Consider the following 21,918-nt stretch of genomic DNA (forward strand, 5'->3'; position numbering starts at 1 on the left):
CGCCCCGCGGGCGGATGGCAGTCCGCACCGGTTGACCACAGCCGGACACGGGCGTCCAGCGGCGGGCAGGACAGGGCATCCCGCGGGGTTGCAAGGATGGGACCTTTCGCGGCTCTATCGGCGCGCCGGCATCGGACACCCCTCTGCGGGGGAAGGCCGCGCGCGCGGCCTTCCCCAGCGCCCGGCCGCGCGGTCAGCGCGCCACTTGCGCCTTTCGCCTGCCCGCACCAGCGCCTAGTCTGCGCGGCGCCGGTTGCGAGAGGGGAACCGCATGACCGCCGCGACACCGATGATGGCGCAGTATCTGGAGATCAAGGCGCAGCATCCGGACGCGCTGCTGTTCTACCGGATGGGCGACTTCTACGAGATGTTCTTCGACGACGCCGTGGCGGCGGCCGAGGCGCTGGACATCGCGCTCACCAGACGCGGCAAGCACGGCGGCGACGACATCCCGATGTGCGGCGTGCCGGTGCATTCGGCCGAGAGCTACCTGCTCACGCTCATCCGCAAGGGCTTTCGCGTCGCGGTCTGCGAACAGATGGAACGCCCGGAGGAGGCGAGGAAGCGCGGCGCCAAGGCGGTTGTGAAACGCGAGGTCATCCGCCTTGTCACCCCCGGCACCCTGACAGAGGACTCGCTGCTCGAGGCGCGGCGGCACAACTACCTCGCGGCTTACGCCGAGGCGCAGGGGCAGGGGGCGCTGGCCTGGGCGGACATCTCGACCGGGGCGTTCCACGTCATGGAGATATCGCGGGTGCGGCTGGGGCCGGAGCTTGCGCGGCTGGCACCGGCGGAGGTCTTGCTCTCGGAAGCACTCGAGGCCGATTGCGCCGCAATCGTCACCGAGTCCGGTGCCGCGATGACCCCCCTCGCGCGCTCGGTCTTCGACAGCACCGGAGCGACGACACGTCTGACACGGCTTTTCGGGGTCGGGACGCTGGACGGCTTCGGCGCCTTCACGCGGCCGGAACTGGCCGCGATGGGCGGGCTGGTGGATTACCTCGAGCTCACGCAAAGGGGGCGGCTGCCGCTCCTGCGCCCGCCGGTGCGCGAAGCGGCGGCGCGGGCGATGCAGATCGACGCCGCGACCCGGCGCAACCTGGAACTAACACGGTCGCTTTCCGGCGGGCGTGCCGGCTCGCTTCTGGCCGCGATCGACCGGACCGCCACCGCGGGCGGCGCCCGGCTGCTCGAGGCGCGGATCGGCGCGCCCTCGCTCTCGCTCGACACGATCCATGCGCGGCAGGCGGCCGTCGCCGCGCTGGTCGGGGACGCCGCCCTCGCCGCCGATCTGCGCGAGGTGCTGCGCCGGGTGCCGGACCTTGACCGCGCGCTGTCGCGCCTGTCGCTCGACCGGGGCGGGCCGCGCGACCTGACCGCCGTGCGCGGCGCGCTGGAACAGGCCGATGCGCTGGCGCGGCGCTGCGACGGCGCCGACCTGCCGCAGCTTCTGCGCGAGGCGCTCGCGGCGCTCACCGGCCACGACGAGTTGCGCGACCTGCTGGCCGACGCGCTGGTGGCCGAGCCACCGCTGCTGGCGCGCGACGGCGGCTTCGTGGCCGAAGGCTTCGACGCCGACCTCGACGAGACCCGCGCGTTGCGCGACGAGGGGCGCGGCGTGATCGCCGGGCTGCAGGCCCGCTATGTGGAGGAAACGGGCATCGCCGCGCTGAAGATAAAACACAACAACGTGCTGGGCTATTTCATCGAGACGACGGCAACCCACGCCGAGCGCATGATGGCCCCGCCGCTGTCGCAGACCTTCATCCACCGGCAGACCACGGCGAACCAGCTGCGCTTCACCACGGTGGAGCTGTCGGAGCTGGAAACGCGGATCCACAACGCCGGCAGCCGCGCGCTGCAGCTGGAGAAGGCCATATTCGCCCGGCTGCGCGCGGCCGTGCTGGAGGCGGCAGGCCCGCTGGGGCAGGTGGCCGCGGCGCTGGCCGAGATCGACCTCGCGGCTGCCTTTGCCGATCTCGCCCGCGGGGCGGACTGGGTGCGGCCGAAAGTGGACGACAGCCGCGCCTTCGACGTGACCGGCGGCCGCCACCCGGTGGTGGAGGCAGCCCTTCGGGCCGAGGGCACGCCCTTCGTCGCCAACGACTGCGACCTGACGGCAGAGGGCGGCGCAGCGGCGATCACGCTGCTCACCGGCCCCAACATGGCGGGCAAGTCCACATGGCTGCGGCAGAACGCGCTGATCGCGCTGCTGGCGCAGACCGGGGCCTTCGTCCCGGCCGAGTCCGCGCACATCGGCCTTGTCAGCCAGCTCTTCAGCCGCGTGGGCGCCTCGGACGATCTGGCGCGCGGGCGCTCCACCTTCATGGTCGAGATGGTCGAGACGGCGGCGATCCTCAATCAGGCCGACGACCGCGCACTGGTGATTCTGGACGAGATCGGGCGCGGCACGGCCACCTATGACGGCCTCTCGATCGCCTGGGCCGTGATGGAGCATCTGCACGAGGTGAACCGCTGTCGGGCGCTCTTTGCCACGCATTATCACGAGCTGACCGCGCTGGCTTCCCGGCTTGACGGGGTGCGGAACGCCACCGTCGCGGTGAAGGAATGGAAGGGCGAGGTGATCTTCCTGCATGAAGTCCGGCCCGGTGCGGCGGACCGTTCCTACGGTGTGCAGGTCGCACAGCTTGCCGGGCTGCCGGCCTCGGTGGTCGAGCGGGCGCGCGGCGTGCTTGAGGCGCTGGAAGCGGGCGAGCGCGACACCGGCGCGCGTCCCAGGGCACTGATCGACGATCTGCCGCTCTTCGCGGCCGCGCCACCGCCCACGCCCGCCGCAGCGCGCGGCCCCTCGCCGCTGATGGAGCGCCTCGCCGCCCTGCATCCCGACGACCTGAGTCCGCGCGAGGCGCTCGAGGTGCTCTACGAGCTCAAGGGGCTGTCGGACGAGACTGCCGGATAGAGCGGCAGCGACAGTCGCGTTGCCACGTTTCGGTGCGCCGAATCAGCCGCGATAGTCGAGAAGGGCGGCGGATATGTCGTCTTCCGCGGCTGTGCCCGAACCGGTGGCCTGCTTCAGGTGCCAGTAGAGATCATCCAGGAACTCGCGCCCCGAGGCGGCAGGGGCAACGCGGACGGCCAGGTCGCGCAGCCCCTTGTCGCCCAGCTGGCCGCCGCCGGGCAGCGGCGCCTCGACAAACCCGTCCGAATGCAGCAGCAGCCGGTCCCCGGGCGACAGCCGCGTCACGACCTCGCCGAAGGAGGCATCGGGCAACAGGCCGATCGGCAGACCGCCCTGACCCAGAAACTCGCAATCGCCCCGTGCCCGCAGGATCAGCGGGTGCGGATGGCCGGCCTGCACCAGGCGCACGCGGCCGGTGCGCAGGTCGATCGTTGCGTAGGCCATCGTGAAGTATTCCTCGACCCCCTTGTCCGCCGCGAGGCGTTCGTTCAGCAGGCGCGCGACCTCTGCCGGAGGTCTCAGCGCGTAGAACTGTTCGAATCGGCGGATCACGGCGAGGTTCTGGTCCAGGAACTCGGCCGACAGATAGCCGCTCAACCGCGCGGCCATCAGGGCAGAGGTGATGCCGTGGCCGGACACGTCGATGGCATAAAGCCCCAGCGTCCCGTGACCGGGACTGAACGCGCCCACCAGGTCGCCGCCGACCTGCCCGCACGGCTCGAAAAGCAGGTTCACCTCGGACCGGCCGAAGCGCCGCGTTCGCTCGGGCACAAGCGACTGCTGGATCTTGCGGGCCTGTTCCAGGTCCGCGTCCAGCGTCGCCTTGGCGGCTTGCAGTTCCTCCAGAGTCGCGCGCACGAGCCGGTTCTTCTCGTTCAGTTCGCGTTCCATGCGGAGAATGCGTTCTCCGGCGGCGAGCCGCGCGCGCAACTCCCCGGCATCGACCGGCTTGGTGAGCAGATCGTCGGCGCCGCAGTCCAGACCCTGCGCGACTTCGGCCTTTTCGTTGCGCGACGTCATCAGGATGAAATAGGTGTAGTGACGTTGGGGCAGGGCACGCAGGGCACGGCACAGGTCAAGCCCGCTCATGCCGGGCATCAACCAGTCGCTGACGACAAGATCGGGCTGCGATTCGCGGCAGAGATCGAGTGCCGCATCGGCGGAAGCGGCTTCCGTCACGCGGTAGCCGGCACGCGACAGCATCATCGACAGCAGCCTGCGCTGGACGCGACTGTCACCGACAATCAGGACATGCCGGACACAGGCGCCATCCGCTTCAGGGCGGGCGGGCAGCTTGGCGGGTCCATCCCGCCGGGCAAGCGTGGCGTTCATTGGCACATCCTTTGACGCCCGCGCGCAGGGCGGAAGGCTGGGGGAAGCGGTCGTGGCGCAGCAGATGCCGCTGCAGTCCCGCGGGGATCGGCAATACCCTGCCCCACGCGTCTGAAGGGAGGGTTAAGGATCGAATGCAAACAAAGGGAGCCGGCGGTCTGCGCGCCGGTTAGCGTCCTGTTTACGCCCGGACGCTCAAGACTGTCGCGGGGGCTGCGAGATCAGAGGTTCCGATGATCGACTGGACCCGCGTTACCGAACTGCACCGAGAAGTCGGTGCCGAGGATTTCGAGGAAGTGGTCACGCTCTTCGTGGAAGAGGTCGAGGCCGCGCTGGACGCCCTGGATCACGATGATCCCTCTCCGGAGCATCTGCATTTCCTCAAGGGCAGCGCCCTCAACCTCGGCTTCACCGCGCTCGCGCAACAATGCGCGCCGCCCGGGAACACGGCCGCGCTGCGGGCCTGTTTCGCCGAATCGAAGGCAAGCTTCCTGTCACAACTGCAACAGCGGCTTGCGGCATGATCTGCGCGGTGGCCCGGCTCGGATGTGGGCCGGCTCAGATCAGGAACTGCGCCAGGATCTCGTCGTCGGTGATGTCCTGATAGACGAGGCCAGCCGCATCCATCCGGGCGAACAGCCGGTCGAAATGCGCCGGTCCCGTCGTCTCGATCCCGATCAGGACGGAGCCGAAGTTGCGCGCGGACTTCTTCAGATACTCGAAGCGCGCGATATCGTCGTCGGGCCCCAGCAGGTCGAGGAAATCGCGCAGCGCGCCCGGCCGCTGCGGCAGGCGCAGGATGAAATACTTCTTCACGCCGGAATAGCGCTGCGCGCGTTCCTTCACCTCCGGCAGGCGCTCGAAATCGAAGTTGCCCCCCGAGGTCACGCAGACGACGCGGCGGCCCCGGATCCGCTCGGCGATCTCGGGGAGGATGTCCACTGCCAGGGCGCCAGCCGGCTCCAGCACGATGCCTTCGACGTTCAGCATCTCCAGCATGGTGCCGCAGATACGGTCCTCGGGCGCGCCCAGCACGTCGGCCGCGTCAACGTCGCGCAGCTGCGCGAAGGGATGGTCGCCCACCATCGCCACCGCCGCGCCGTCGACGAAGGTGTTGATCCGCTCCAGCCGCACGGGCTCTTCCGCGGCAAGCGCGGCGAAGAGGCTGCGCGCGCCCTGCGGTTCGACGAAGGTCATCGGCACCTCCCCGCCGAACCAGCCGCGCGTGCCGGCCGACAACCCCCCGCCGCCCACCGGCAGCACGATGCGGTCCGGCGTCCCCGGCAGTTGCGCCTCTATCTCCAGCGCGACGGTCGCCTGGCCCTCGATCACGTCGGGGTCGTCGAACGGCGACAGGAACTGCGCCCCCGTCTCGCGGCAGTGCTCCTGCGCGGCGCGCAGCGTGTCATCGACATAATCGCCAACCAGCCGCACCTCGACCGCGTCGCCGCCGAACATCCGCGTCTTGCGGATCTTCTGCTGCGGCGTGGTCACGGGCATGAAGATCACGCCCTCCACCCCGAAATGCCGGCACATGTAGGCCACGCCCTGCGCATGGTTGCCCGCGCTCGCGCAGGCAAAACGGCGCCCCCGCCCGATCCGCTTGCGCATCGCGTTGAAGGCGCCGCGCAGCTTGTAGGAACGCACCGGCGACAGATCCTCGCGCTTGAGCCAGATCTCGGCGCCGAAACGCTCCGACAGATGCGCGTTCAGCGTGAGCGGCGTGGGCTCGAACACCTCGCGCATGGCGGCCTCTGCGGCCCGGACGGCATCGCGGAACTCTGTCATGCCGGCACCCTTGCCGCGCCGGCCACGGGCGCGCAAGCCCCGCCGCCTTGCGGGCCCGCGGCAAAGGCGCTATCCGCGCCACGGTTTCCGCGGGAGAATGACGATGGATGCGCCCAAGAAAGTCGTGCTGGCCTATTCCGGCGGGCTCGACACATCGATCATCCTGAAGTGGCTGCAGACGGAATACGGCTGCGAAGTGGTGACCTTCACCGCCGACCTCGGGCAGGGTGAGGAACTCGAACCCGCCCGCGCCAAGGCCGAGATGATGGGCGCCTCCGCCATCTACATCGAGGATCTGCGCGAGGAATTCGTGCGCGACTTCGTCTTCCCGATGTTCCGCGCGAACGCCGTCTACGAGGGGCTCTACCTGCTCGGCACCTCCATCGCGCGGCCGCTCATTTCCAAGCGGCTGGTGGAAATCGCGGCCGCGGAAGGCGCCGACGCCGTGGCGCACGGCGCGACCGGCAAGGGCAACGACCAGGTGCGCTTCGAACTCGCGGCCTACGCCCTCAATCCGGATATCAAGGTGATCGCGCCCTGGCGCGAATGGGACCTGACCAGCCGCACGAAGCTGATCGACTTCGCGGAAAAGAACCAGATCCCGATTGCCAAGGACAAGCGCGGCGAGGCGCCGTTCTCGGTCGACGCGAACCTTCTGCACACCTCCTCCGAAGGCAAGGTGCTGGAAGACCCGGCAAAGGAGGCGCCCGATTACGTCTATCAGCGCACTATCGATCCCGAGGCGGCGCCCGATCAGCCCGAATACGTCGAGATCGGCTTCGAGAAGGGCGATGCGGTCTCCATCGACGGCGAACGCCTCTCTCCCGCGGCGCTGCTGACAAGGCTCAACGCGCTGGGCGGCAAGCACGGCTGCGGGCGGCTCGATCTCGTCGAGGGGCGCTTCGTCGGCATGAAGTCCCGCGGCATCTACGAGACGCCGGGCGGCACGCTGCTGCTGGAGGCGCACCGGGGGATCGAGCAGATCACGCTCGACCGCGGCGCGGCGCATCTCAAGGACGAGCTGATGCCGCGCTACGCCGAACTCATCTACAACGGTTTCTGGTTCTCGCCCGAGCGCGAGATGCTGCAGGCGCTGATCGACCGCAGCCAGGAACATGTCACCGGCACCGTGCGGCTCAAGCTCTACAAGGGGCTGGCGCGGACGGTGGGCCGCTGGTCCGACCACTCGCTCTATTCCGAGGCGCATGTCACCTTCGAGGACGACGCCGGCGCCTACGACCAGACGGATGCCGCGGGCTTCATCCAGCTCAACGCGCTGCGGCTGAAGCTGCTGGCGGCGCGCAAGCGGCGGCTTGGCTGAGCTTTCCGAATTCGTCGCGGCGCAGGATCCGGTCTGGGACCGGGTCCGCGCCGAGTTGCGCGCCGGCCGGAAAGAGACCCACTGGATCTGGTGGGTCTTTCCGCAACTGGCCTCGCTCGGCCGGTCGGAGCGCGCGCGGCACTTCGGCCTCTCGGGCCTGGACGAGGCCGCGGCTTATCTCGCGCACCCGGTGCTGGGACCCCGTCTGCAAGAGGCGGCGCGCCTGATGCTCGCGCACGAAGGCACCCCGCCAGAGGACATCCTGGGCCAGGTGGACGCGCTGAAACTGCGCTCCTCCATGACCCTCTTCGAGGCCGTCCCGGACGCACCGCTGGTCTTCGCCGAGGTGCTGGACCGGCTCTGCGGCGGCGAGCGTTGCCCGCACACGCGCGAGGCGCTGGGTCGCTGACACGCGCCATTCCGCTCAGGTCCTGGCCGCCTCCGACCGGTGCGCCCCTCGGCCAGTCTCCGTGCCACGGTGTAGCCTCCTCGCGCCGGCCGGTTCCCTGCCCGCACCTCCGGTCATTCAATGGTCCAAAAATACCCAAGACCCCGAGTCCGGCGTCAGGCGCTCGGGGTCATTTCTCTCGCGACGGTCCGTTCACCTCTGCGTGACGCACGGCTTCGTGGCTTGTCCTTCCGCGTTGCCGCAGAAGACCCTGTCGCCGCGAAATCCCGGAGGACGAAAGCCATGATCCCTCTCAAGACGCTCAAACCCGCATTGCTCGTTGTGTTGATCGCGGTAGGCTTCACCGTGAAGGCCACCGGCGCGCGCGCGGCGGAAACCGAGACCATCACCGTCGCCGGCGGCTGTTTCTGGTGCGTCGAGGCCGATTTCGAGAAGGTGCGCGGCGTGCAGGAGGTTGTCTCCGGCTATACTGGCGGCACGGTGGCCGATCCGACCTATGAAGAGGTCGTGCGGGGCGGCACCGGCCATTACGAGGCCGCACGCATCTACTACGATCCCGCGCAGATCACCCGCCCGCAGCTTTACGACATGTTCTTCCGCTCGATCGACCCCTTCGACGCAGGCGGGCAGTTCTGCGACCGGGGCGACAGCTACCGCAGCGCGATCTTCGCGGAGAGCGAGGGCGCCCAGGCCGACGCGCATGCCGCCAGGCGCCGGGCCGAGGAAGAGCTGGGCCGCGAGGTGGTGACGCCGATACTCGACCTTGGCCCGTTCTACGAGGCCGAGGATTATCACCAGGACTACTACAAGAGTGACGAGCGCCTGCCCGTCTCCTCGGTGGGCATCGCGGTGCCGAAGAAGGTGGCCTACGAACGCTACCGCGACCGCTGCGGGCGGGACGAGCGGGTGCGCGAGATCTGGGGCGACGACGCGCCCTTTGCCGGCAGCTAGCGCCGGCGCCGCAGATAGACGTAGAAGGCCCCTCCGCCGCCGTGCTTCAGGTGCGCCTCGCGCAGCTGCAGAACGATGGGCGACAGTGGCGGCATCGACAGCCAGTGCGGCAGTTGGTGCCGCAGGACACCGGGGCGGCGCGGGATCGGCCCGTCATCCTCGCCGCGCCGGCCCTTGCCGGTGATGACCAGCACCAGCCGCCGCCCCTCGGCATGCGCCGTCAGCAGGAAGGACTGCAGCGCCGCCTGCGCCTCGTCGACGCGCATTCCGTGCAGGTCGATCCGCGCCTCGGGCTCGAGGCGCCCGCGCTTCATCCGCTGGTGCGTCTTGCGGTCCATCCGCAGAGGATCGGCCGCGACCTTTTCGGACAGCGAGGGGGCGATATCATGCGCCGCGCGATCCTGCGCCTTCTGACCCACGCGGAAGGGGTCGATCCGCGCGGTTCCGTCAAGCGGCCGGGGCCGCCGCGACGGCTTTGGCGTGGTCTCGGGCACCCGGTGGTCGGGGGGCGTCCTGGGGCGTTCGGGGTCCAGCGGGCGCGCGGACTTCGCCACCTCGCGCCACAGCGCCAGTTCCTCGGGGCGCAGCCGACGGCGGCTCATTTCAGCACCTCCGGGAGCATCGCGTAGGCACGCTGGATCGGCAGCAGCACGACCATGCGGCCCGGATCGCGCAGGCTCCCCGCGCGTCGCCCGGCCTCGGAGCCGGTGCCGAAGAAGATGTCGGCGCGCTGCGCGCCCTTGATGGCAGAGCCCGTGTCCTGCGCGATCATCAGACGGCGCATCGGCTGGGCGCCGTCCTTCTCGACCCAGACGGGCGCGCCCAGCGGCACATGCGAGGGATCCACCGCCAGGGTGCGCAGCGGCGTGACGGAGCGGTTCATCGCGCCCAGTGGCCCGCGCTCTGCCGGGACTTCGTTCACTTCCCGGAAAAACACGTAGGACGGGTTGTGGAACAGAAGGTCGCGGCCTGCTTCGGGGTTGCGGCGCACCCAGTTGCGGATCACCTGCGCCGAGACCTGGTGCGGCTCATAGACGCCGCGCCGCACCAGCTCCTGCCCGATGGAACGATACGAATGGCCGTTCGAGCCACCGTAGCCCACCCGAATCACGCTGCCGTCGCGCAGCCTGATACGCCCCGAGCCCTGAACCTGCAGAAAGAACAGGTCCACCGGGTCGTCCACCCAGGCAATCTCGAGGCCGCGGCCGTCCAGCACACCGGAGGTGGAAATTTCCTGCCGTGTCAGCCAGGGCGCGTTTCGGGTCAGTTCGGGCGGGGTCCGGTAGACCGGCACGCGAAAGCGCGGGGTTGGCACGCGCGAGCCCTGCAACTCCGGTTCGAAATAGCCCGTGAAAAGCGCCGGGCGGCCATCCTCGATCAGAACGGGGCGGAAGAACAGCTCGAAGAAGCGGCGCGGATCTTCGAGCCTCTCGGTCTGCGCGAAGGCGCAGAGCGCGGACCAGTCGGGCGCATCCAGATCGGTGCAGGTCTCAAGGAAGGTGTCGAGTGCGGCGGCATGGTCGTCCGCCGCCCAGCCGTCCAGGTCGCCAAACTCCAGCAGGCTGCGCGACGTCTCGGCGCCGCCGGCTGCTCCCGCCACCGAGAGGCCCAGGGCGAATGCCGCGCCCAGCGCCTGCCGCATCACTCCCCCGTGGCGACCAGCTGCCAGTTGGGATCGTCGGAGCCCATGACGCGCGCAAAGGTCCAGACGTCCTTTTGCCGGCGCACCTCGGTCGGGCTGCCCTCGACGATCTCGCCGTTGGCGTCCTTCACGACGGAGGTCAGTTCGCCCACGAAACGCACCGTCACCTCGCCCAGGTGGCTCGAGGTGTCGAAGGTCGCATCCACCAGCGAAACCTCGCGGATGCCCACGAATTCCGCCTCGATGGTCAGGCCCTGCGCCTCGCGCTCGCGGATCACCTCGTCGAAACTTTCATAGACATCATCGGCCAAAAAGCCGCGCACACTTTCCATGTTGCCCTTCTCGAAGGCCATCAGGATCATCTCGTAGGCGCCGCGGGCACCCTGCAGGAAATCGCCGACCATGAAGTCGCGATCCGCCGCCTTCATCCTTGCGAGCGCCTCGGCGGCATCGGACCCTTGGGGGACGTGGTCGACGATATCCTCGTCCGGTCCGCCCTCGATCACCTCGAACTCGGGCCGTCGGGGGGCTGCCCGTGTCTGTTGCTCGGGACCGGAGACGGGCGGCTTCTCGAAGCCGTCACGGGTGCCCAGCACGCTGCGCAGGCGCAGAATGAGAAACACGGCGATGCCGGCCAGCACCAGGAGCTGCAAGAGCGGGGAGTTCATATGAACCTCTCGGGGCGCGCATGGAAACATTCGACGTCCGTGCATATGTAGGGGTCGCTTGCGGTTAAGTCCACCGCTAGCGCAAGACCGAAAGGAACGCCTCGCATGTGGATACTGGCAGCCTTCGTCGCGGTGCCGTTGATCGAGATCGCCCTGTTCATCCAGGTGGGCGGGCTGATCGGGCTGTGGCCAACGCTTGCGATCGTGATTGCCACCGCCGTTGCCGGCACCTGGGCTCTGCGCAGCCAGGGACGGGCGACCGTCGAGGATCTGCGGCGGCGCTTCGACACGCTGGCCGACCCGACGGAGCCGCTGGCGCATGGCGCGATGATCCTTTTCGCCGGTGCCCTTCTGCTGACGCCGGGCTTCTTCACCGATACGGTCGGGCTTTTGCTGATGGTTCCGGCCGTCAGGACCGCGGTCATGCGCTGGCTGGGCAAGCGGGTCGAGGTGCGCCGCTTCGAGATGGGTCAGCATCCCGGCGGCCCGCGCAGGCCGGACCCTTCCCGCCGCCGGCCCGACGACGTGATCGAAGGCGACTGGCAGCAGGTCGATCCCGCAGGGCCGAAGCCCCGGCCGGACGACGAGACCCGTCCTCCCAAGCGGCCAACACATCAGGGGTCCGGCTGGACACGACACTGAGCGTCCCCGGCACCGGGTGTTCCCGGCGCCGCACCGGATTGAGCCTTGCCGCGGGCACTGCTAAAGCCCGCGCGAGATCAATGCAGCGGAGAGCCCGATGAGTGACACCGAAAACGGCAACGGAAACGCCGACCGGACCCCGGCAGCCGGAACCACGGGCCAGGGCACGCCGGACGCGCAGCAGCAGGCACAGCAGACGCCGCGCATGAACGTGCTCGCGCAGTACATCCGCGACATGAGCTTCGAGAACATCCTGGTGCAGAAGGGCGGGCAGGCGCAGGGTCAGCCCGACGTGCAGGTGCGCGTCAACCTCGACGCAAAGCGCAGGCAGGCCGAGAACCAGTACGAAGTCTCGATCAAGCTGACCGTCGATTCGAAGTCGAAGGAAAGCGGCACGCAGCTCTTCCTGCTCGAGATAGACTACGCGGGCGTCTTCCAGATCGAGAACGTGCCGGAGAACCAGTTGCATCCCTACCTGATGATCGAATGCCCGCGGATGCTGTTCCCCTTCCTGCGGAGGATCGTCAGCGACGTATCGCGCGACGGCGGCTATCCGCCGCTGAACCTGGAAAACATCGATTTCCTTCAGATCTACCGCAACGAGATCGTGCGGCGTCAGTCGGAACAGCAGGCGCAGGGCAAGGTGGCGACGGGACCCAGCGGCACCGCCTGACGCCACTCAGGGCGCGGGCCAGAGCGACTTGTCCCCGAGGCGCGCGACGAAGGTTGCGTGCGCCTCTGCTTCCTCGGCGGTCACGCGGGACGCAAGCCTTCGCGGTCGCGGACCCGGCCGCCATTCCTGTTGCGGGCTGTCGGCGCCGGTTGCGCCGCGCTGACCTCCGCCCAGCAGAAGGCCGGGTTGCCGGCCCCCGATCAGCTCCAGGTAGACCTCGGCCAGGATTTCCGCATCGAGCAGCGCGCCATGCAGCGTGCGCGCCGAGTTGTCGATGCCGAACCGGCGGCACAGCGCATCGAGCGATGCGGGCGATCCGGGAAAGCGCCGTCGGGCCAGCGCCACGGTGTCCACCGCGCGGGCCATTGGCAGTTCCGGCAGTTTCAACCGGCCGAACTCGGCGTTCAGAAAGCGCATGTCGAACTCGGCATTGTGGATGACCAGCTTCGCATCCCCGATGAAATCGACGAAGGCGCCCGAAACGGCTGCAAAGAGCGGCTTGCCGCGCAGGAAGTCGTCGCCCAGCCCGTGCACGGCAAAGGCTTCTGCCGGCATCGGGCGTTCGGGGTCGATGTATTCGTGGAAATGCCGGCCGGTGGGCACATGGTTATGAAGCTCCACCGCGCCGATCTCGACGATCCGATGTCCGTCGAACGGGTCGAGGCCCGTGGTCTCGGTATCCAGCACGATCTCACGCATCGGCGCGCGTCCTCCTGATGTCGTCGACCACGGCCCGCACCTGCGCGCGGGCGTGCTCTGGCGTGTCGGTCACGATGACATAATCCGCGCGGGCGACCTTTTCCGCGCTGGGCATCTGGCGGGCGAGGATACGGTCCAGATCCGCCTCGGTCATCGTGCCGCGCGCCAGAACGCGGCGCCGCTGTTCGGCTTCCGGCACGGTGACGACCGCGACGGCATCCATCGCGGCGTCTCCGCCGGTCTCGAAGAGAAGCGGGATGTCGAATACGACGATGTCGGATCCTGTCGCTTCGGCGAAGCGCGCGCGGTCCTCCGCCACCAGTGGGTGGACGATGGCCTCGATCCGGGCAAGCGCGCCGGGGTCGGACGCGATGATCCGCCGCAGCGCGTCGCGGGACACGGCGCCATCCTCGATCGCCTCTGGGAAGGCATGCTGCAGCGCCGCGACGGCCGCGCCACCGGGGCCATAGGCACGATGCACCGCTGCGTCCGCGTCCCAGACGGCACAGCCCTCTTCCGCGAAGAGCCTTGCCGTCGCGGTCTTGCCCATCCCGATGGAGCCCGTGAGTCCCAGCCGGAAAGGGTTCACGACAGGGCCTCGCGCGTGGCGGCGTCCACCACGGGACGCATCCCGAACCACCGCTCGAACCCGGGCACCGCCTGGTGGATCAGCATGCCAAGGCCATCGACGGGGACGCAGCCCATCTCTGCCGCCACCCGCAGCAGCCGCGTCTGCAGCGGCGCATAGACCAGGTCGCTGACCACGGCGCCAGGCCGCAGCCCGTCGAGTGGCACCCGCAACTCCGGGTGCCCGACCATGCCGAGAGAGGTGGTGTTCACAACGGTCGCCGCCTCCTCGAGCACGTTGCCGGCCTGCACCCAGTCCTCCACGCGGATGCGGGTGCCGAATTCCTGCTTGAGGCGGTCGGCGCGGGCGCGGGTGCGGTTGCACAGCACGATCTCGGGCACGCCCGCCTCGCGCAGCGCCACGATCACGGCGCGTGCCGCGCCGCCCGCGCCAAGGACCACCGCGGGACCTGTGGCAGCCTGCCACTCCGGCGCGTTCTGGCGGATGTTCTCGATGAAACCGTAACCGTCCGTGTTGTCGGCGTGAATCTTTCCGTCGGCGCGAAAGATCACGGTATTCGCCGCCCCGATCAGGGCCGCCCGGTCGGTCACGAGATCGGCGATCTCCAGCAGTCTTTCCTTGTGCGGGATCGTGACGTTCGCCCCGACGAAACCCGCCTTGGGCAGGGTGCGCAGCACCGTCTCCAGGTCGGCCGGCGCCACGTCCATCGGAACGTAATGCCCACGGATGGACAGCACGCGGAGCCAGTGCGCGTGCAGGCGTGGCGACTTTGAGTGCGCGACGGGATGGCCGATCACACCGGCAAGCGGAACAGCTTGGGTGCTCATGCGTCGATCTCCCCACTGAGCGCGAGCCAGTTCAGCAGTTCCAGCAACGGCAGGCCCTGCACGGTGAAGTGATCGCCTGCGACGCTGGCGAAAAGGCGCGCGCCCTCCTCCTCAAGCCGATAGGCGCCCGCGCTGGACCCGATCTCTGGCCAGTTGCGCGCCAGATACCCCTCGAGAAAGGCGTCGGAAAAATCGCGCATCGCCATGCGCGCCACGCCCACATGCCGCCAGAGGGGCTCGCCGTCACGGCAGACGACCGCCGCGGAAAGAAGCTGATGCCGGTCCCCGCGCAAGTCGGTCAGTTGCCGATGGGCGGCGGCGCGGCTGTCCGGCTTGGCCAGAATGCGGCCCCGGTGGTCGAGCACCTGATCGGCGCCTAGCACAAGACGGCCCGGAAACCTGTCGCTGATCCGCCGCGCCTTCATCTCGGCCAGCGCATCGGCCACGTCGCGCGGGCTTGCCTGCTCCTGCTCAAGCGCGGCGCGCAAGGCCGGCTCGTCGATCCGGGCGGGAACGATCTCGATCGGAATGCCGGCCGCGCGCAGGAGCCGCGCGCGCGCCTCCGACCCCGATGCAAGGACAAGCGGCTGATCCATGGGGATGACCTGTGCACCGATCCGGGAAAGACGACTGCATTGTTTCTCCGGCAACATGGGCGCAGATGCAAGCAGGGAGCCCTGGGGGGAAACCGGGCCGTCTGCCCGCAAGCCATCCAGCTGGGGACGGGATAGCAAGGCTTCTTGGGACAAGAGGGCTCATCCCCGGTCCAGAAGCCGTTTCTCCAAGAAGTTATCCTCTGGTCATCCCTACCTCAAAGCGTTGATTTGTTTGATATAAATAATATTTCCAATAGAAAATCCCTGTCTTGTCCACAGTGTTTGGCCGCCCTTGGGCGACCTTGTGCAGAAACAGACAATCCCCAGCTCCGCCTGTGGCCTACCATCACATCTTCTTTTCTTTCCTTTTCTTTGTTCTTAGGGAGACGGGCACGAACCGGAGCGCCCAGATGACCGACCTGCTTGCCCTGCTCTATCCCTGGACCAAGTCGCTGCACATCCTCGCGGTGATCGCCTGGATGGCCGGGCTGTTCTACCTGCCGCGGCTCTATGTCTATCACACGGAACGCTCGACCCCGGGTGACGCGATAGACCCGGTGTTCCAGGTCATGGAGATCAAGCTGCTGCGCCTGATCATGAACCCATCGATGATCGTGACATGGGCTGCCGGGCTTCTGCTGATCTTCACGCCGCAGGCCGGCGTCGGATGGGGCGAGCTGTGGGTCTGGACCAAGGGCGGCGCTGTCATCGCGATGACCTGGTTCCACATGTGGCTGGCTGCCCGTCGCAGGGACTTCGCTGCCGGAGAAAACCGGCTCAGCGGCCGTCAGCACAGGATGATGAACGAGGTGCCGACGGTCCTGCTGGTCGTCATCGTGCTGTCTGTCGTGCTGAAGTGGTGATGCCCGCGGATTGACTCGGACACGAGACCGCAGTATCTGCCGGAAATCCGCCTGTCCCGGCGGCCATTTCCCGCGATTCCCCGACGAGCGCCGCCTCAAGCGGCACGCCATAGGTGCCCCATGACCGAGACCCGTCTCAACCTCGCCGACCTCAAGGCAAAGAGCCCCAAGGACCTGCTGGCGATGGCCGAGGAGCTCGAGATCGAGAACGCCTCGACCATGCGCAAGGGCGAGATGATGTTCCAGATCCTGCGCGAGCGGGCGGACGAGGGCTGGCAGGTCTCGGGCGATGGCGTCATCGAGGTGCTGCAGGACGGGTTCGGCTTCCTGCGGTCTCCCGAGGCCAACTATCTCCCCGGACCGGACGACATCTATGTCTCGCCGGACACCATCCGCCAGTACTCGCTGCGGACCGGCGACACGATCGAGGGCGGCATCCGCGCGCCGGAGGGCGATGAGCGGTATTTCGCGCTGGTCTCCGTCGACAAGATCAACTTCGAGACGCCGGACCGCGCGCGGCACAAGATCGCCTTCGACAACCTGACGCCGCTCTATCCCGACGAGCGGCTGAAGATGGAGATCGAGGATCCCACCATCAAGGATCGTTCCGCGCGGGTCATCGACCTGGTCGCACCGATCGGCAAGGGACAGCGCGCGCTGATCGTGGCCCCGCCGCGGACCGGCAAGACGGTGATCCTGCAGAACATCGCCCGCTCCATCGAGGTGAACCACCCCGAATGCTACCTGATCGTGCTGCTGATCGACGAGCGCCCCGAAGAGGTGACCGACATGCAGCGCAGCGTGAAGGGCGAGGTCATCTCCTCTACCTTCGACGAACCCGCCACACGGCACGTCGCCGTGAGCGAAATGGTCATCGAGAAGGCCAAGCGCCTTGTCGAACACAAGCGCGACGTGGTGATCCTGCTCGACTCGATCACGCGGCTTGGTCGGGCCTATAACACGACCGTGCCGAGCTCCGGCAAGGTGCTGACCGGCGGTGTGGATGCCAATGCCCTGCAGCGACCCAAGCGCTTCTTCGGCGCGGCGCGCAACATCGAGGAGGGCGGTTCGCTCACCATCATCGCGACCGCTCTGATCGACACCGGAAGCCGGATGGACGAGGTGATCTTCGAAGAGTTCAAGGGCACCGGCAACTCGGAGATCGTGCTGGACCGCAAGATCTCGGACAAGCGCGTGTTCCCGGCGATCGACATCCTCAAGTCCGGCACGCGCAAAGAGGATCTGCTGATCGACAAGAGCGATCTGCAAAAGACCTTCGTCCTGCGCCGGATTCTGAACCCGATGGGCACCACCGACGCGATCGAGTTTCTGCTGTCGAAGCTGAAACAGACCAAGACGAACTCGGAGTTCTTCGATTCGATGAACACCTGACTTCGTCCGGGGACGCGCAATGGCGGAGACGATCTTTGCCCTCTCGAGCGCGCCGGGGAAGGCAGGCGTTGCCGTGCTGCGGCTTTCCGGACCGCGAGCCTTTGCTGCGACCGAACGGTGTATGGGCGCGCTGCCCGAGCCACGGCGTCTGGTCCGGCGCGACCTGCGGGATGCCGGGGGCGAGCTGATCGACGAGGCGATGGTCGTTCTCTTTCCCGCGCCGCGCAGTTTCACGGGCGAAGATGTGGCGGAATGGCACCTGCACGGCTCGCCGGCGGTGGTGCGCGCCGCGCTGGCGCGGCTGTCGGCCCTTGACGGGCTGCAAGCGGCAGGTCCGGGCGATTTCACGCGCCGCGCGCTCGAAAACGATCGGCTGGACCTGACCCAGGTCGAGGGTCTTGGGGATCTGCTGGATGCCGAGACCGAAGCGCAGAGGCGACAGGCCGTGCGGGTGCTGTCGGGCGCGATGACGCAGAAGGTCGAGCAATGGCGCGGCCAGCTCCTCCGTGCCGCGGCGCTGATCGAGGCCACGATCGATTTCGCCGACGAGGAGGTGCCCGAGGACGTCACGGACGAGGTGCTGCAGTTGATGGCGGACGTGCGCGAGTCGCTGGAGGCCGAAGCTCGCGGCTCTCGCGTGGCCGAGCGCATCCGCGACGGCTTCGAGGTGGCGATAGTGGGGGCGCCAAACGCCGGAAAGTCCACTCTTCTCAACATGTTGGCAGGACGGGACGCTGCAATCACATCTGAAGTCGCGGGCACGACGCGAGATGTGATCGAGGTGCGTATGGACCTTGCCGGGCTCCCCGTGACGTTGCTCGACACCGCCGGCCTGCGGGAGACGCAGGACCCGGTCGAGAGCATCGGTGTGGCGCGCGCGCGGAACCGTGCAGCGCAGGCGGATCTTCGCGTCTGGCTGAAGTCCACCGAGGAAGAGGGGCCCTTGGTGGAGTTGCAGGCAGACGACATCGTGGTTCGGTCGAAGGTTGACCTTTACGGCGGTGAAGGCGTGTCCGGCCTGACCGGGGCCGGTATCGACGCTCTGGTTGATCAAATCGTCGATGTGTTGTCGAATAGGGCGAAGCTGGTCCAGACGGCAACGCGGGCGCGGCACCTTGAGGCGATTCGGCGCGCGTCAGCCACGCTGGAGGCCGCGGTAATCCTTGTCGGTCGCGGGCCCGAAGCGGCCGATCTTGCGGCGGAAGAGATCCGGGCAGCCATTCGTGCCCTTGAAGCCCTGGTTGGCAGGATCGATGTTGAGGATGTGCTGGGCGAGATCTTCGCCAGTTTCTGCGTTGGAAAGTAGGAGTGTTTCACGTGAAACATTCGCGGTTCGATGTCATTGTCGTCGGTGGCGGTCACGCGGGCAGCGAAGCGGCCCATGCGGCCGCGCGCGCCGGTGCGCGGGTCGCGCTGGTGACACTGTCGCGGGCAGGCATCGGGGTCATGTCCTGCAACCCGGCCATCGGCGGGTTGGGGAAGGGACATCTCGTGCGCGAGATCGACGCGATGGATGGCGTGATGGGCCGCGTGGCGGACGCGGCCGGGATCCAGTTCCGCCTGCTCAACCGCCGCAAGGGACCCGCCGTGCAGGGGCCGCGCGCGCAGGCGGACCGCAGGCTCTACCGCGAAGCCATGCAGCGCGAGATCGACGCCCAGCCCGGCATAACCGTTGTCGAGGGTGAGGTCACGGACCTCGCGATGGAGGACGAAGGCGTCCGCGGCGCGATCCTGGCGGATGGCAGTCGGATCGAAGCACGGTCCGTCGTTCTGACCACCGGCACTTTCCTGCGGGGCGTCATCCACATCGGGGAAGAAAAACGCGCCGGCGGCCGGATGGGCGACAAGCCCTCGGTGCGCCTGGCGGAGCGAATCGACAGTTTCGGCCTGCCGCTCGGTCGATTGAAGACGGGAACGCCGCCACGACTGGACGGCCGCACCATCGACTGGGACGCGCTGGAGCGCCAACCAGGCGACGAAGACCCGGTGATGTTTTCCTTCCTCAACCGCGGACCGCAGGCGCGCCAGATCGCGTGCGGTATCACGCATACGAATTCGCGCACGCACGACATCATCCGCGAAAACCTCGGGCGCTCGGCGATGTACGGCGGACAGATCTCTGGCGTCGGCCCGCGCTATTGCCCGTCGATCGAGGACAAGGTGGTGCGTTTTGCCGACAAGGAGTCGCACCAGATATTCCTTGAACCAGAGGGCTTGGACGACGACACCGTGTATCCCAACGGGATTTCGACGTCTCTGCCGGCAGAGGTGCAGGAGGCGTACGTGCAATCCATCCGAGGGCTGGAGGCGGCGCGGATCCTTCAAGCGGGCTACGCGATCGAATACGACTACGTCGATCCCCGCGCGCTGACAGCAACGCTTTCGGTGCGCGACGTGCCGGGGCTGTATCTCGCGGGCCAGATCAACGGGACCACAGGGTACGAGGAGGCCGCCGCGCAGGGTCTCGTTGCCGGTCTGAACGCCGCCAGGGCGGCGCAGGGCGAGGCGCCGGTATGGTTCGAGCGCGCCGACAGCTACATCGGGGTGATGGTCGACGATCTGGTGACCCGTGGCGTGACCGAACCCTACCGGATGTTCACGTCCCGCGCGGAGTACCGGCTTTCGCTGCGCGCGGATAATGCGGATCAGCGGCTGACGCCGAAAGCGATGGCGCTTGGCATCGTCTCCGAGGCACGGCGCGCGGCCTTCGAGGACAAGATGGAGCGGCTGGCGTCAGCGCGTGCGCGCGTGCTGGATATCTCGGCAACGCCGCCCCAGTTGCAGCGGCTGGGCCTGGAGGTGAAAATGGATGGCTCGCGCCGCAACGGGTTGGAGATCCTGTCCTTTCCGGGGACGGGGTTCGACGCGCTGGTGACGCTTGAGCCGGAACTGAACGACGTGGACGACGAAAGCCGGCGTCAGCTGGAGCGAGAGGCACTTTACGCCAATTACATCGAGCGGCAGAAGCGGGATATTGACGCGCTGCGACGGGATGAGGCGATCGAACTGCCGGACGGCTTCGATTACCGCGCGCTGCGGGGTCTGTCAGCGGAGCTGTCGCAAAAGCTGTGCCAGGTCCGGCCTCGGACGCTGGCGCAGGCTGGGCGCATCGACGGCATGACGCCGGCCGCGCTGACGCTGATCCTGGCTGCCGTGCGCAAGTCTGAACGGCAGCGCGCCGCCGGATGAGCGGTGGACCACCCGCTTTGGATGTTTCACGTGAAACACGCGCCCGGCTTGAGGCGCTGCTGGACCTGACCGCACGCTGGACCCGGCGTATCAACCTTGTCTCGACTGACTCGCTCCGCGACGGGTGGCGTCGGCACATTCTCGATTCGCTCCAGGTTCACAGGGCGGCGCCCGCTGCCACGCATTGGGCGGACCTGGGCACCGGAGGCGGATACCCCGGCCTTGTCATCGCCATTCTTGAAGCGGAGCGCGACGCGCCTGCCCGCGTGACGCTTGTGGAGAGCGATGCGCGAAAATGTGCCTTCCTTCGCACGGCGTTGCGGGAATGCGGGGCCGCGGCAGACGTGCTGCCCAGCCGCATCGAGGCACTGCCACCCCTCGGTGCGGACGTGATCTCGGCCCGCGCGCTCGCGCCGCTGGACCGGTTGCTGGCTTACGCCGACCGCCACCTGGCACCGGGCGGCACGGCGGTTTTTCCGAAAGGAGCGCGCTGGCGGGACGAGGTTGCGCAGGCAGAGCGAAACTGGCGCTTCAAGGCCACCGCGATTCCGAGTATCACGGAATCCGACGCCGTTCTTCTCAGGATCGGAGAGATTTCCCGTGAACCCCGACAGAGCCAGAACGCCCCGGATCATCGCCATCGCGAATCAGAAGGGGGGCGTGGGCAAGACAACGACCGCGATCAACCTGGGCGCCGCGCTGGCGAAGGCGGGGCATGAAGTCCTGCTGATCGACCTGGACCCGCAGGGCAACGCCTCGACAGGGCTGGGCCTGACCCCGGAAACACGCCGGACCACCACCTATGACGTCCTGATCGAGGGCGCGCCCCTTGCGCGCGCCATCCAGCCCACGGCCCAGGAGAGGCTTCGCCTCGTCCCGGCGACCGTCGACCTGAGTTCTGCGGACCTGGAACTGATGGGAAAGGAGCGGCGCAGCTTCCTGTTGCGCGCCGCGCTGGGTCCGGTGACCAGACGCGAGATCGAGGTCGACTATGTGCTGATCGACTGCCCGCCGTCCCTCAGCCTGTTGACCGTCAACGCGATGGTCGCAGCGCATTCGGTGCTCGTGCCGCTGCAATCGGAGTTCTTTGCGCTGGAAGGGCTGTCGCAACTCATGCTGACAGTGCGCGAGGTGCGGCAGACGGCAAATGCCGACCTGCGGATCGAGGGCGTGTTGCTGACCATGCACGACGCGCGCAACAGGCTCGCGCAGCAGGTCGAGGCGGATGCGCGCGAAACCCTGGGTGAACTGGTGTTCGACACGGTGATCCCGCGCAACGTGCGGGTGAGCGAGGCGCCGTCCTATGCGCTGCCGGTGCTGGACTACGATCCGGGATCGAAGGGCGCGATGGCCTATGCCACGCTGGCCGAGGAACTGCGGCGCAACCATACGAAGCTAGCGGCCTGAGGGGGACCAC

22 protein-coding genes are annotated in these 21,918 nt (G+C 67.9%); 13 read left to right on the top strand and 9 right to left on the bottom strand.

Features of this window, described 5'->3' with window-relative positions:
• Window positions 1–271: 271 nt before the first annotated feature.
• Window positions 272–2,920: a DNA mismatch repair protein MutS gene (gene mutS / locus ACLFOB_RS04925; protein ID WP_410925215.1), complete on the top strand. Its 2,649-nt coding sequence runs from the start codon at window positions 272–274 to the stop codon at window positions 2,918–2,920.
• 42 nt (window positions 2,921–2,962) lie between these two features.
• Here the strand turns inward: mutS and ACLFOB_RS04930 are convergent, their stop codons facing one another.
• On the bottom strand, window positions 2,963–4,252 hold the full coding sequence (locus ACLFOB_RS04930; protein ID WP_410925217.1) for a PP2C family protein-serine/threonine phosphatase: 1,290 nt from the start codon (window positions 4,250–4,252) through the stop codon (window positions 2,963–2,965).
• Window positions 4,253–4,485: 233 nt separating this feature from the next.
• Between ACLFOB_RS04930 and ACLFOB_RS04935 the strand changes: the two genes are divergently transcribed.
• On the top strand, window positions 4,486–4,776 hold the full coding sequence (locus ACLFOB_RS04935) for a histidine kinase (RefSeq protein ID WP_410917611.1): 291 nt from the start codon (window positions 4,486–4,488) through the stop codon (window positions 4,774–4,776).
• A gap of 34 nt (window positions 4,777–4,810) precedes the next feature.
• Here the strand turns inward: ACLFOB_RS04935 and ilvA are convergent, their stop codons facing one another.
• Window positions 4,811–6,040 (bottom strand): threonine ammonia-lyase IlvA, encoded by a 1,230-nt coding sequence (ilvA, locus tag ACLFOB_RS04940; protein WP_410925219.1) that lies wholly within the window; start codon window positions 6,038–6,040, stop codon window positions 4,811–4,813.
• 103 nt (window positions 6,041–6,143) lie between these two features.
• Here ilvA and ACLFOB_RS04945 point away from each other — a divergent pair, with 103 nt between their 5' ends.
• From ACLFOB_RS04945 to msrA, 3 genes are all read left to right on the top strand, one after another.
• Window positions 6,144–7,361 (top strand): argininosuccinate synthase, encoded by a 1,218-nt coding sequence (locus ACLFOB_RS04945; RefSeq protein WP_410925221.1) that lies wholly within the window; start codon window positions 6,144–6,146, stop codon window positions 7,359–7,361.
• Window positions 7,354–7,770, top strand: coding sequence for a DUF1810 domain-containing protein (locus ACLFOB_RS04950; RefSeq protein WP_410925223.1), 417 nt, complete (start codon window positions 7,354–7,356; stop codon window positions 7,768–7,770). The genes ACLFOB_RS04945 and ACLFOB_RS04950 overlap by 8 nt, the downstream gene beginning before the upstream one ends.
• Before the next feature lie 282 nt (window positions 7,771–8,052).
• Complete coding sequence (msrA, locus tag ACLFOB_RS04955; RefSeq protein WP_410925225.1) at window positions 8,053–8,721, top strand: peptide-methionine (S)-S-oxide reductase MsrA; 669 nt, start codon at window positions 8,053–8,055, stop codon at window positions 8,719–8,721.
• On the opposite strand, the gene ACLFOB_RS04960 is transcribed toward msrA, so the two are convergent.
• The 3 genes from ACLFOB_RS04960 to ACLFOB_RS04970 are packed head-to-tail and all read right to left on the bottom strand — an operon-like array spanning window position 8,718 to window position 11,031.
• Window positions 8,718–9,323 carry a Smr/MutS family protein gene (locus tag ACLFOB_RS04960; RefSeq protein ID WP_410925227.1) on the bottom strand — a complete coding sequence of 202 codons (606 nt, stop codon included), beginning with the start codon at window positions 9,321–9,323 and terminating at the stop codon, window positions 8,718–8,720. The genes msrA and ACLFOB_RS04960 overlap by 4 nt on opposite strands.
• Window positions 9,320–10,363: a murein transglycosylase A gene (locus ACLFOB_RS04965; RefSeq protein ID WP_410925229.1), complete on the bottom strand. Its 1,044-nt coding sequence runs from the start codon at window positions 10,361–10,363 to the stop codon at window positions 9,320–9,322. The genes ACLFOB_RS04960 and ACLFOB_RS04965 overlap by 4 nt, the downstream gene beginning before the upstream one ends.
• Window positions 10,363–11,031 carry a Tim44/TimA family putative adaptor protein gene (locus tag ACLFOB_RS04970; RefSeq protein WP_410925231.1) on the bottom strand — a complete coding sequence of 223 codons (669 nt, stop codon included), beginning with the start codon at window positions 11,029–11,031 and terminating at the stop codon, window positions 10,363–10,365. The genes ACLFOB_RS04965 and ACLFOB_RS04970 overlap by 1 nt, the downstream gene beginning before the upstream one ends.
• A 105-nt stretch (window positions 11,032–11,136) precedes the next feature.
• Here ACLFOB_RS04970 and ACLFOB_RS04975 point away from each other — a divergent pair, with 105 nt between their 5' ends.
• Entirely contained in the window at window positions 11,137–11,673 is a 537-nt protein-coding gene (locus tag ACLFOB_RS04975) for an FxsA family protein (RefSeq protein WP_410925233.1), read from the top strand.
• 205 nt (window positions 11,674–11,878) lie between these two features.
• On the top strand, window positions 11,879–12,346 hold the full coding sequence (gene secB / locus ACLFOB_RS04980; protein WP_410916178.1) for a protein-export chaperone SecB: 468 nt from the start codon (window positions 11,879–11,881) through the stop codon (window positions 12,344–12,346).
• Window positions 12,347–12,352: 6 nt separating this feature from the next.
• On the opposite strand, the gene dnaQ is transcribed toward secB, so the two are convergent.
• Genes dnaQ through ACLFOB_RS05000 form a run of 4 tightly spaced genes read right to left on the bottom strand, consistent with a single transcriptional unit; the run spans window position 12,353 to window position 15,057 of the window.
• The gene (dnaQ, locus tag ACLFOB_RS04985; protein WP_410916163.1) at window positions 12,353–13,045 is read right to left on the bottom strand and encodes a DNA polymerase III subunit epsilon; all 693 of its coding nucleotides are present in this window, start codon (window positions 13,043–13,045) and stop codon (window positions 12,353–12,355) included.
• A complete protein-coding gene (gene coaE, locus ACLFOB_RS04990; RefSeq protein ID WP_410925235.1) occupies window positions 13,038–13,634 on the bottom strand; it encodes a dephospho-CoA kinase in 597 nt (198 codons plus the stop codon). Before coaE ends, dnaQ begins: the two co-directional genes overlap by 8 nt.
• Entirely contained in the window at window positions 13,631–14,461 is an 831-nt protein-coding gene (locus ACLFOB_RS04995) for a shikimate dehydrogenase (RefSeq protein WP_410916166.1), read from the bottom strand. Before ACLFOB_RS04995 ends, coaE begins: the two co-directional genes overlap by 4 nt.
• On the bottom strand, window positions 14,458–15,057 hold the full coding sequence (locus tag ACLFOB_RS05000) for a Maf family protein (protein ID WP_410925237.1): 600 nt from the start codon (window positions 15,055–15,057) through the stop codon (window positions 14,458–14,460). Before ACLFOB_RS05000 ends, ACLFOB_RS04995 begins: the two co-directional genes overlap by 4 nt.
• A 410-nt stretch (window positions 15,058–15,467) precedes the next feature.
• Between ACLFOB_RS05000 and hemJ the strand changes: the two genes are divergently transcribed.
• From hemJ to ACLFOB_RS05030, 6 genes are all read left to right on the top strand, one after another.
• Window positions 15,468–15,920 (top strand): protoporphyrinogen oxidase HemJ, encoded by a 453-nt coding sequence (hemJ, locus tag ACLFOB_RS05005; protein ID WP_410916169.1) that lies wholly within the window; start codon window positions 15,468–15,470, stop codon window positions 15,918–15,920.
• 120 nt (window positions 15,921–16,040) lie between these two features.
• Window positions 16,041–17,312, top strand: coding sequence for a transcription termination factor Rho (gene rho, locus ACLFOB_RS05010; protein WP_410916170.1), 1,272 nt, complete (start codon window positions 16,041–16,043; stop codon window positions 17,310–17,312).
• 19 nt (window positions 17,313–17,331) lie between these two features.
• On the top strand, window positions 17,332–18,618 hold the full coding sequence (mnmE, locus tag ACLFOB_RS05015) for a tRNA uridine-5-carboxymethylaminomethyl(34) synthesis GTPase MnmE (protein ID WP_410925239.1): 1,287 nt from the start codon (window positions 17,332–17,334) through the stop codon (window positions 18,616–18,618).
• A gap of 11 nt (window positions 18,619–18,629) precedes the next feature.
• Complete coding sequence (gene mnmG / locus ACLFOB_RS05020) at window positions 18,630–20,501, top strand: tRNA uridine-5-carboxymethylaminomethyl(34) synthesis enzyme MnmG (RefSeq protein WP_410925241.1); 1,872 nt, start codon at window positions 18,630–18,632, stop codon at window positions 20,499–20,501.
• On the top strand, window positions 20,498–21,220 hold the full coding sequence (gene rsmG / locus ACLFOB_RS05025; protein WP_410925243.1) for a 16S rRNA (guanine(527)-N(7))-methyltransferase RsmG: 723 nt from the start codon (window positions 20,498–20,500) through the stop codon (window positions 21,218–21,220). The genes mnmG and rsmG overlap by 4 nt, the downstream gene beginning before the upstream one ends.
• On the top strand, window positions 21,162–21,908 hold the full coding sequence (locus tag ACLFOB_RS05030) for a ParA family protein (RefSeq protein WP_410916174.1): 747 nt from the start codon (window positions 21,162–21,164) through the stop codon (window positions 21,906–21,908). Before rsmG ends, ACLFOB_RS05030 begins: the two co-directional genes overlap by 59 nt.
• The last annotated feature ends 10 nt before the right edge of the window (window positions 21,909–21,918 follow it).

This window comes from Rhodosalinus sp. (genome assembly GCF_046542825.1).
GTDB lineage: Bacteria > Pseudomonadota > Alphaproteobacteria > Rhodobacterales > Rhodobacteraceae > Rhodosalinus.

Excerpts from the sequence above, each read along its gene's own strand:
- ACLFOB_RS04975 (WP_410925233.1), top strand. The coding sequence starts at position 11,137 with ATGTGGATACTGGCAGCCTTCGTCGCGGTGCCGTTGATCGAGATCGCC.
- ACLFOB_RS04970 (WP_410925231.1), bottom strand. The coding sequence starts at position 11,031 with ATGAACTCCCCGCTCTTGCAGCTCCTGGTGCTGGCCGGCATCGCCGTG.
- hemJ (WP_410916169.1), top strand. The coding sequence starts at position 15,468 with ATGACCGACCTGCTTGCCCTGCTCTATCCCTGGACCAAGTCGCTGCAC.
- ACLFOB_RS04945 (WP_410925221.1), top strand. The coding sequence starts at position 6,144 with ATGGATGCGCCCAAGAAAGTCGTGCTGGCCTATTCCGGCGGGCTCGAC.
- mutS (WP_410925215.1), top strand. The coding sequence starts at position 272 with ATGACCGCCGCGACACCGATGATGGCGCAGTATCTGGAGATCAAGGCG.
- ilvA (WP_410925219.1), bottom strand. The coding sequence starts at position 6,040 with ATGACAGAGTTCCGCGATGCCGTCCGGGCCGCAGAGGCCGCCATGCGC.
- ACLFOB_RS04995 (WP_410916166.1), bottom strand. The coding sequence starts at position 14,461 with ATGAGCACCCAAGCTGTTCCGCTTGCCGGTGTGATCGGCCATCCCGTC.
- ACLFOB_RS05000 (WP_410925237.1), bottom strand. The coding sequence starts at position 15,057 with ATGGATCAGCCGCTTGTCCTTGCATCGGGGTCGGAGGCGCGCGCGCGG.
- dnaQ (WP_410916163.1), bottom strand. The coding sequence starts at position 13,045 with ATGCGTGAGATCGTGCTGGATACCGAGACCACGGGCCTCGACCCGTTC.
- rho (WP_410916170.1), top strand. The coding sequence starts at position 16,041 with ATGACCGAGACCCGTCTCAACCTCGCCGACCTCAAGGCAAAGAGCCCC.
- msrA (WP_410925225.1), top strand. The coding sequence starts at position 8,053 with ATGATCCCTCTCAAGACGCTCAAACCCGCATTGCTCGTTGTGTTGATC.
- ACLFOB_RS04930 (WP_410925217.1), bottom strand. The coding sequence starts at position 4,252 with ATGAACGCCACGCTTGCCCGGCGGGATGGACCCGCCAAGCTGCCCGCC.
- mnmE (WP_410925239.1), top strand. The coding sequence starts at position 17,332 with ATGGCGGAGACGATCTTTGCCCTCTCGAGCGCGCCGGGGAAGGCAGGC.
- rsmG (WP_410925243.1), top strand. The coding sequence starts at position 20,498 with ATGAGCGGTGGACCACCCGCTTTGGATGTTTCACGTGAAACACGCGCC.
- ACLFOB_RS04965 (WP_410925229.1), bottom strand. The coding sequence starts at position 10,363 with ATGCGGCAGGCGCTGGGCGCGGCATTCGCCCTGGGCCTCTCGGTGGCG.
- ACLFOB_RS04960 (WP_410925227.1), bottom strand. The coding sequence starts at position 9,323 with ATGAGCCGCCGTCGGCTGCGCCCCGAGGAACTGGCGCTGTGGCGCGAG.
- secB (WP_410916178.1), top strand. The coding sequence starts at position 11,879 with ATGAACGTGCTCGCGCAGTACATCCGCGACATGAGCTTCGAGAACATC.
- ACLFOB_RS04935 (WP_410917611.1), top strand. The coding sequence starts at position 4,486 with ATGATCGACTGGACCCGCGTTACCGAACTGCACCGAGAAGTCGGTGCC.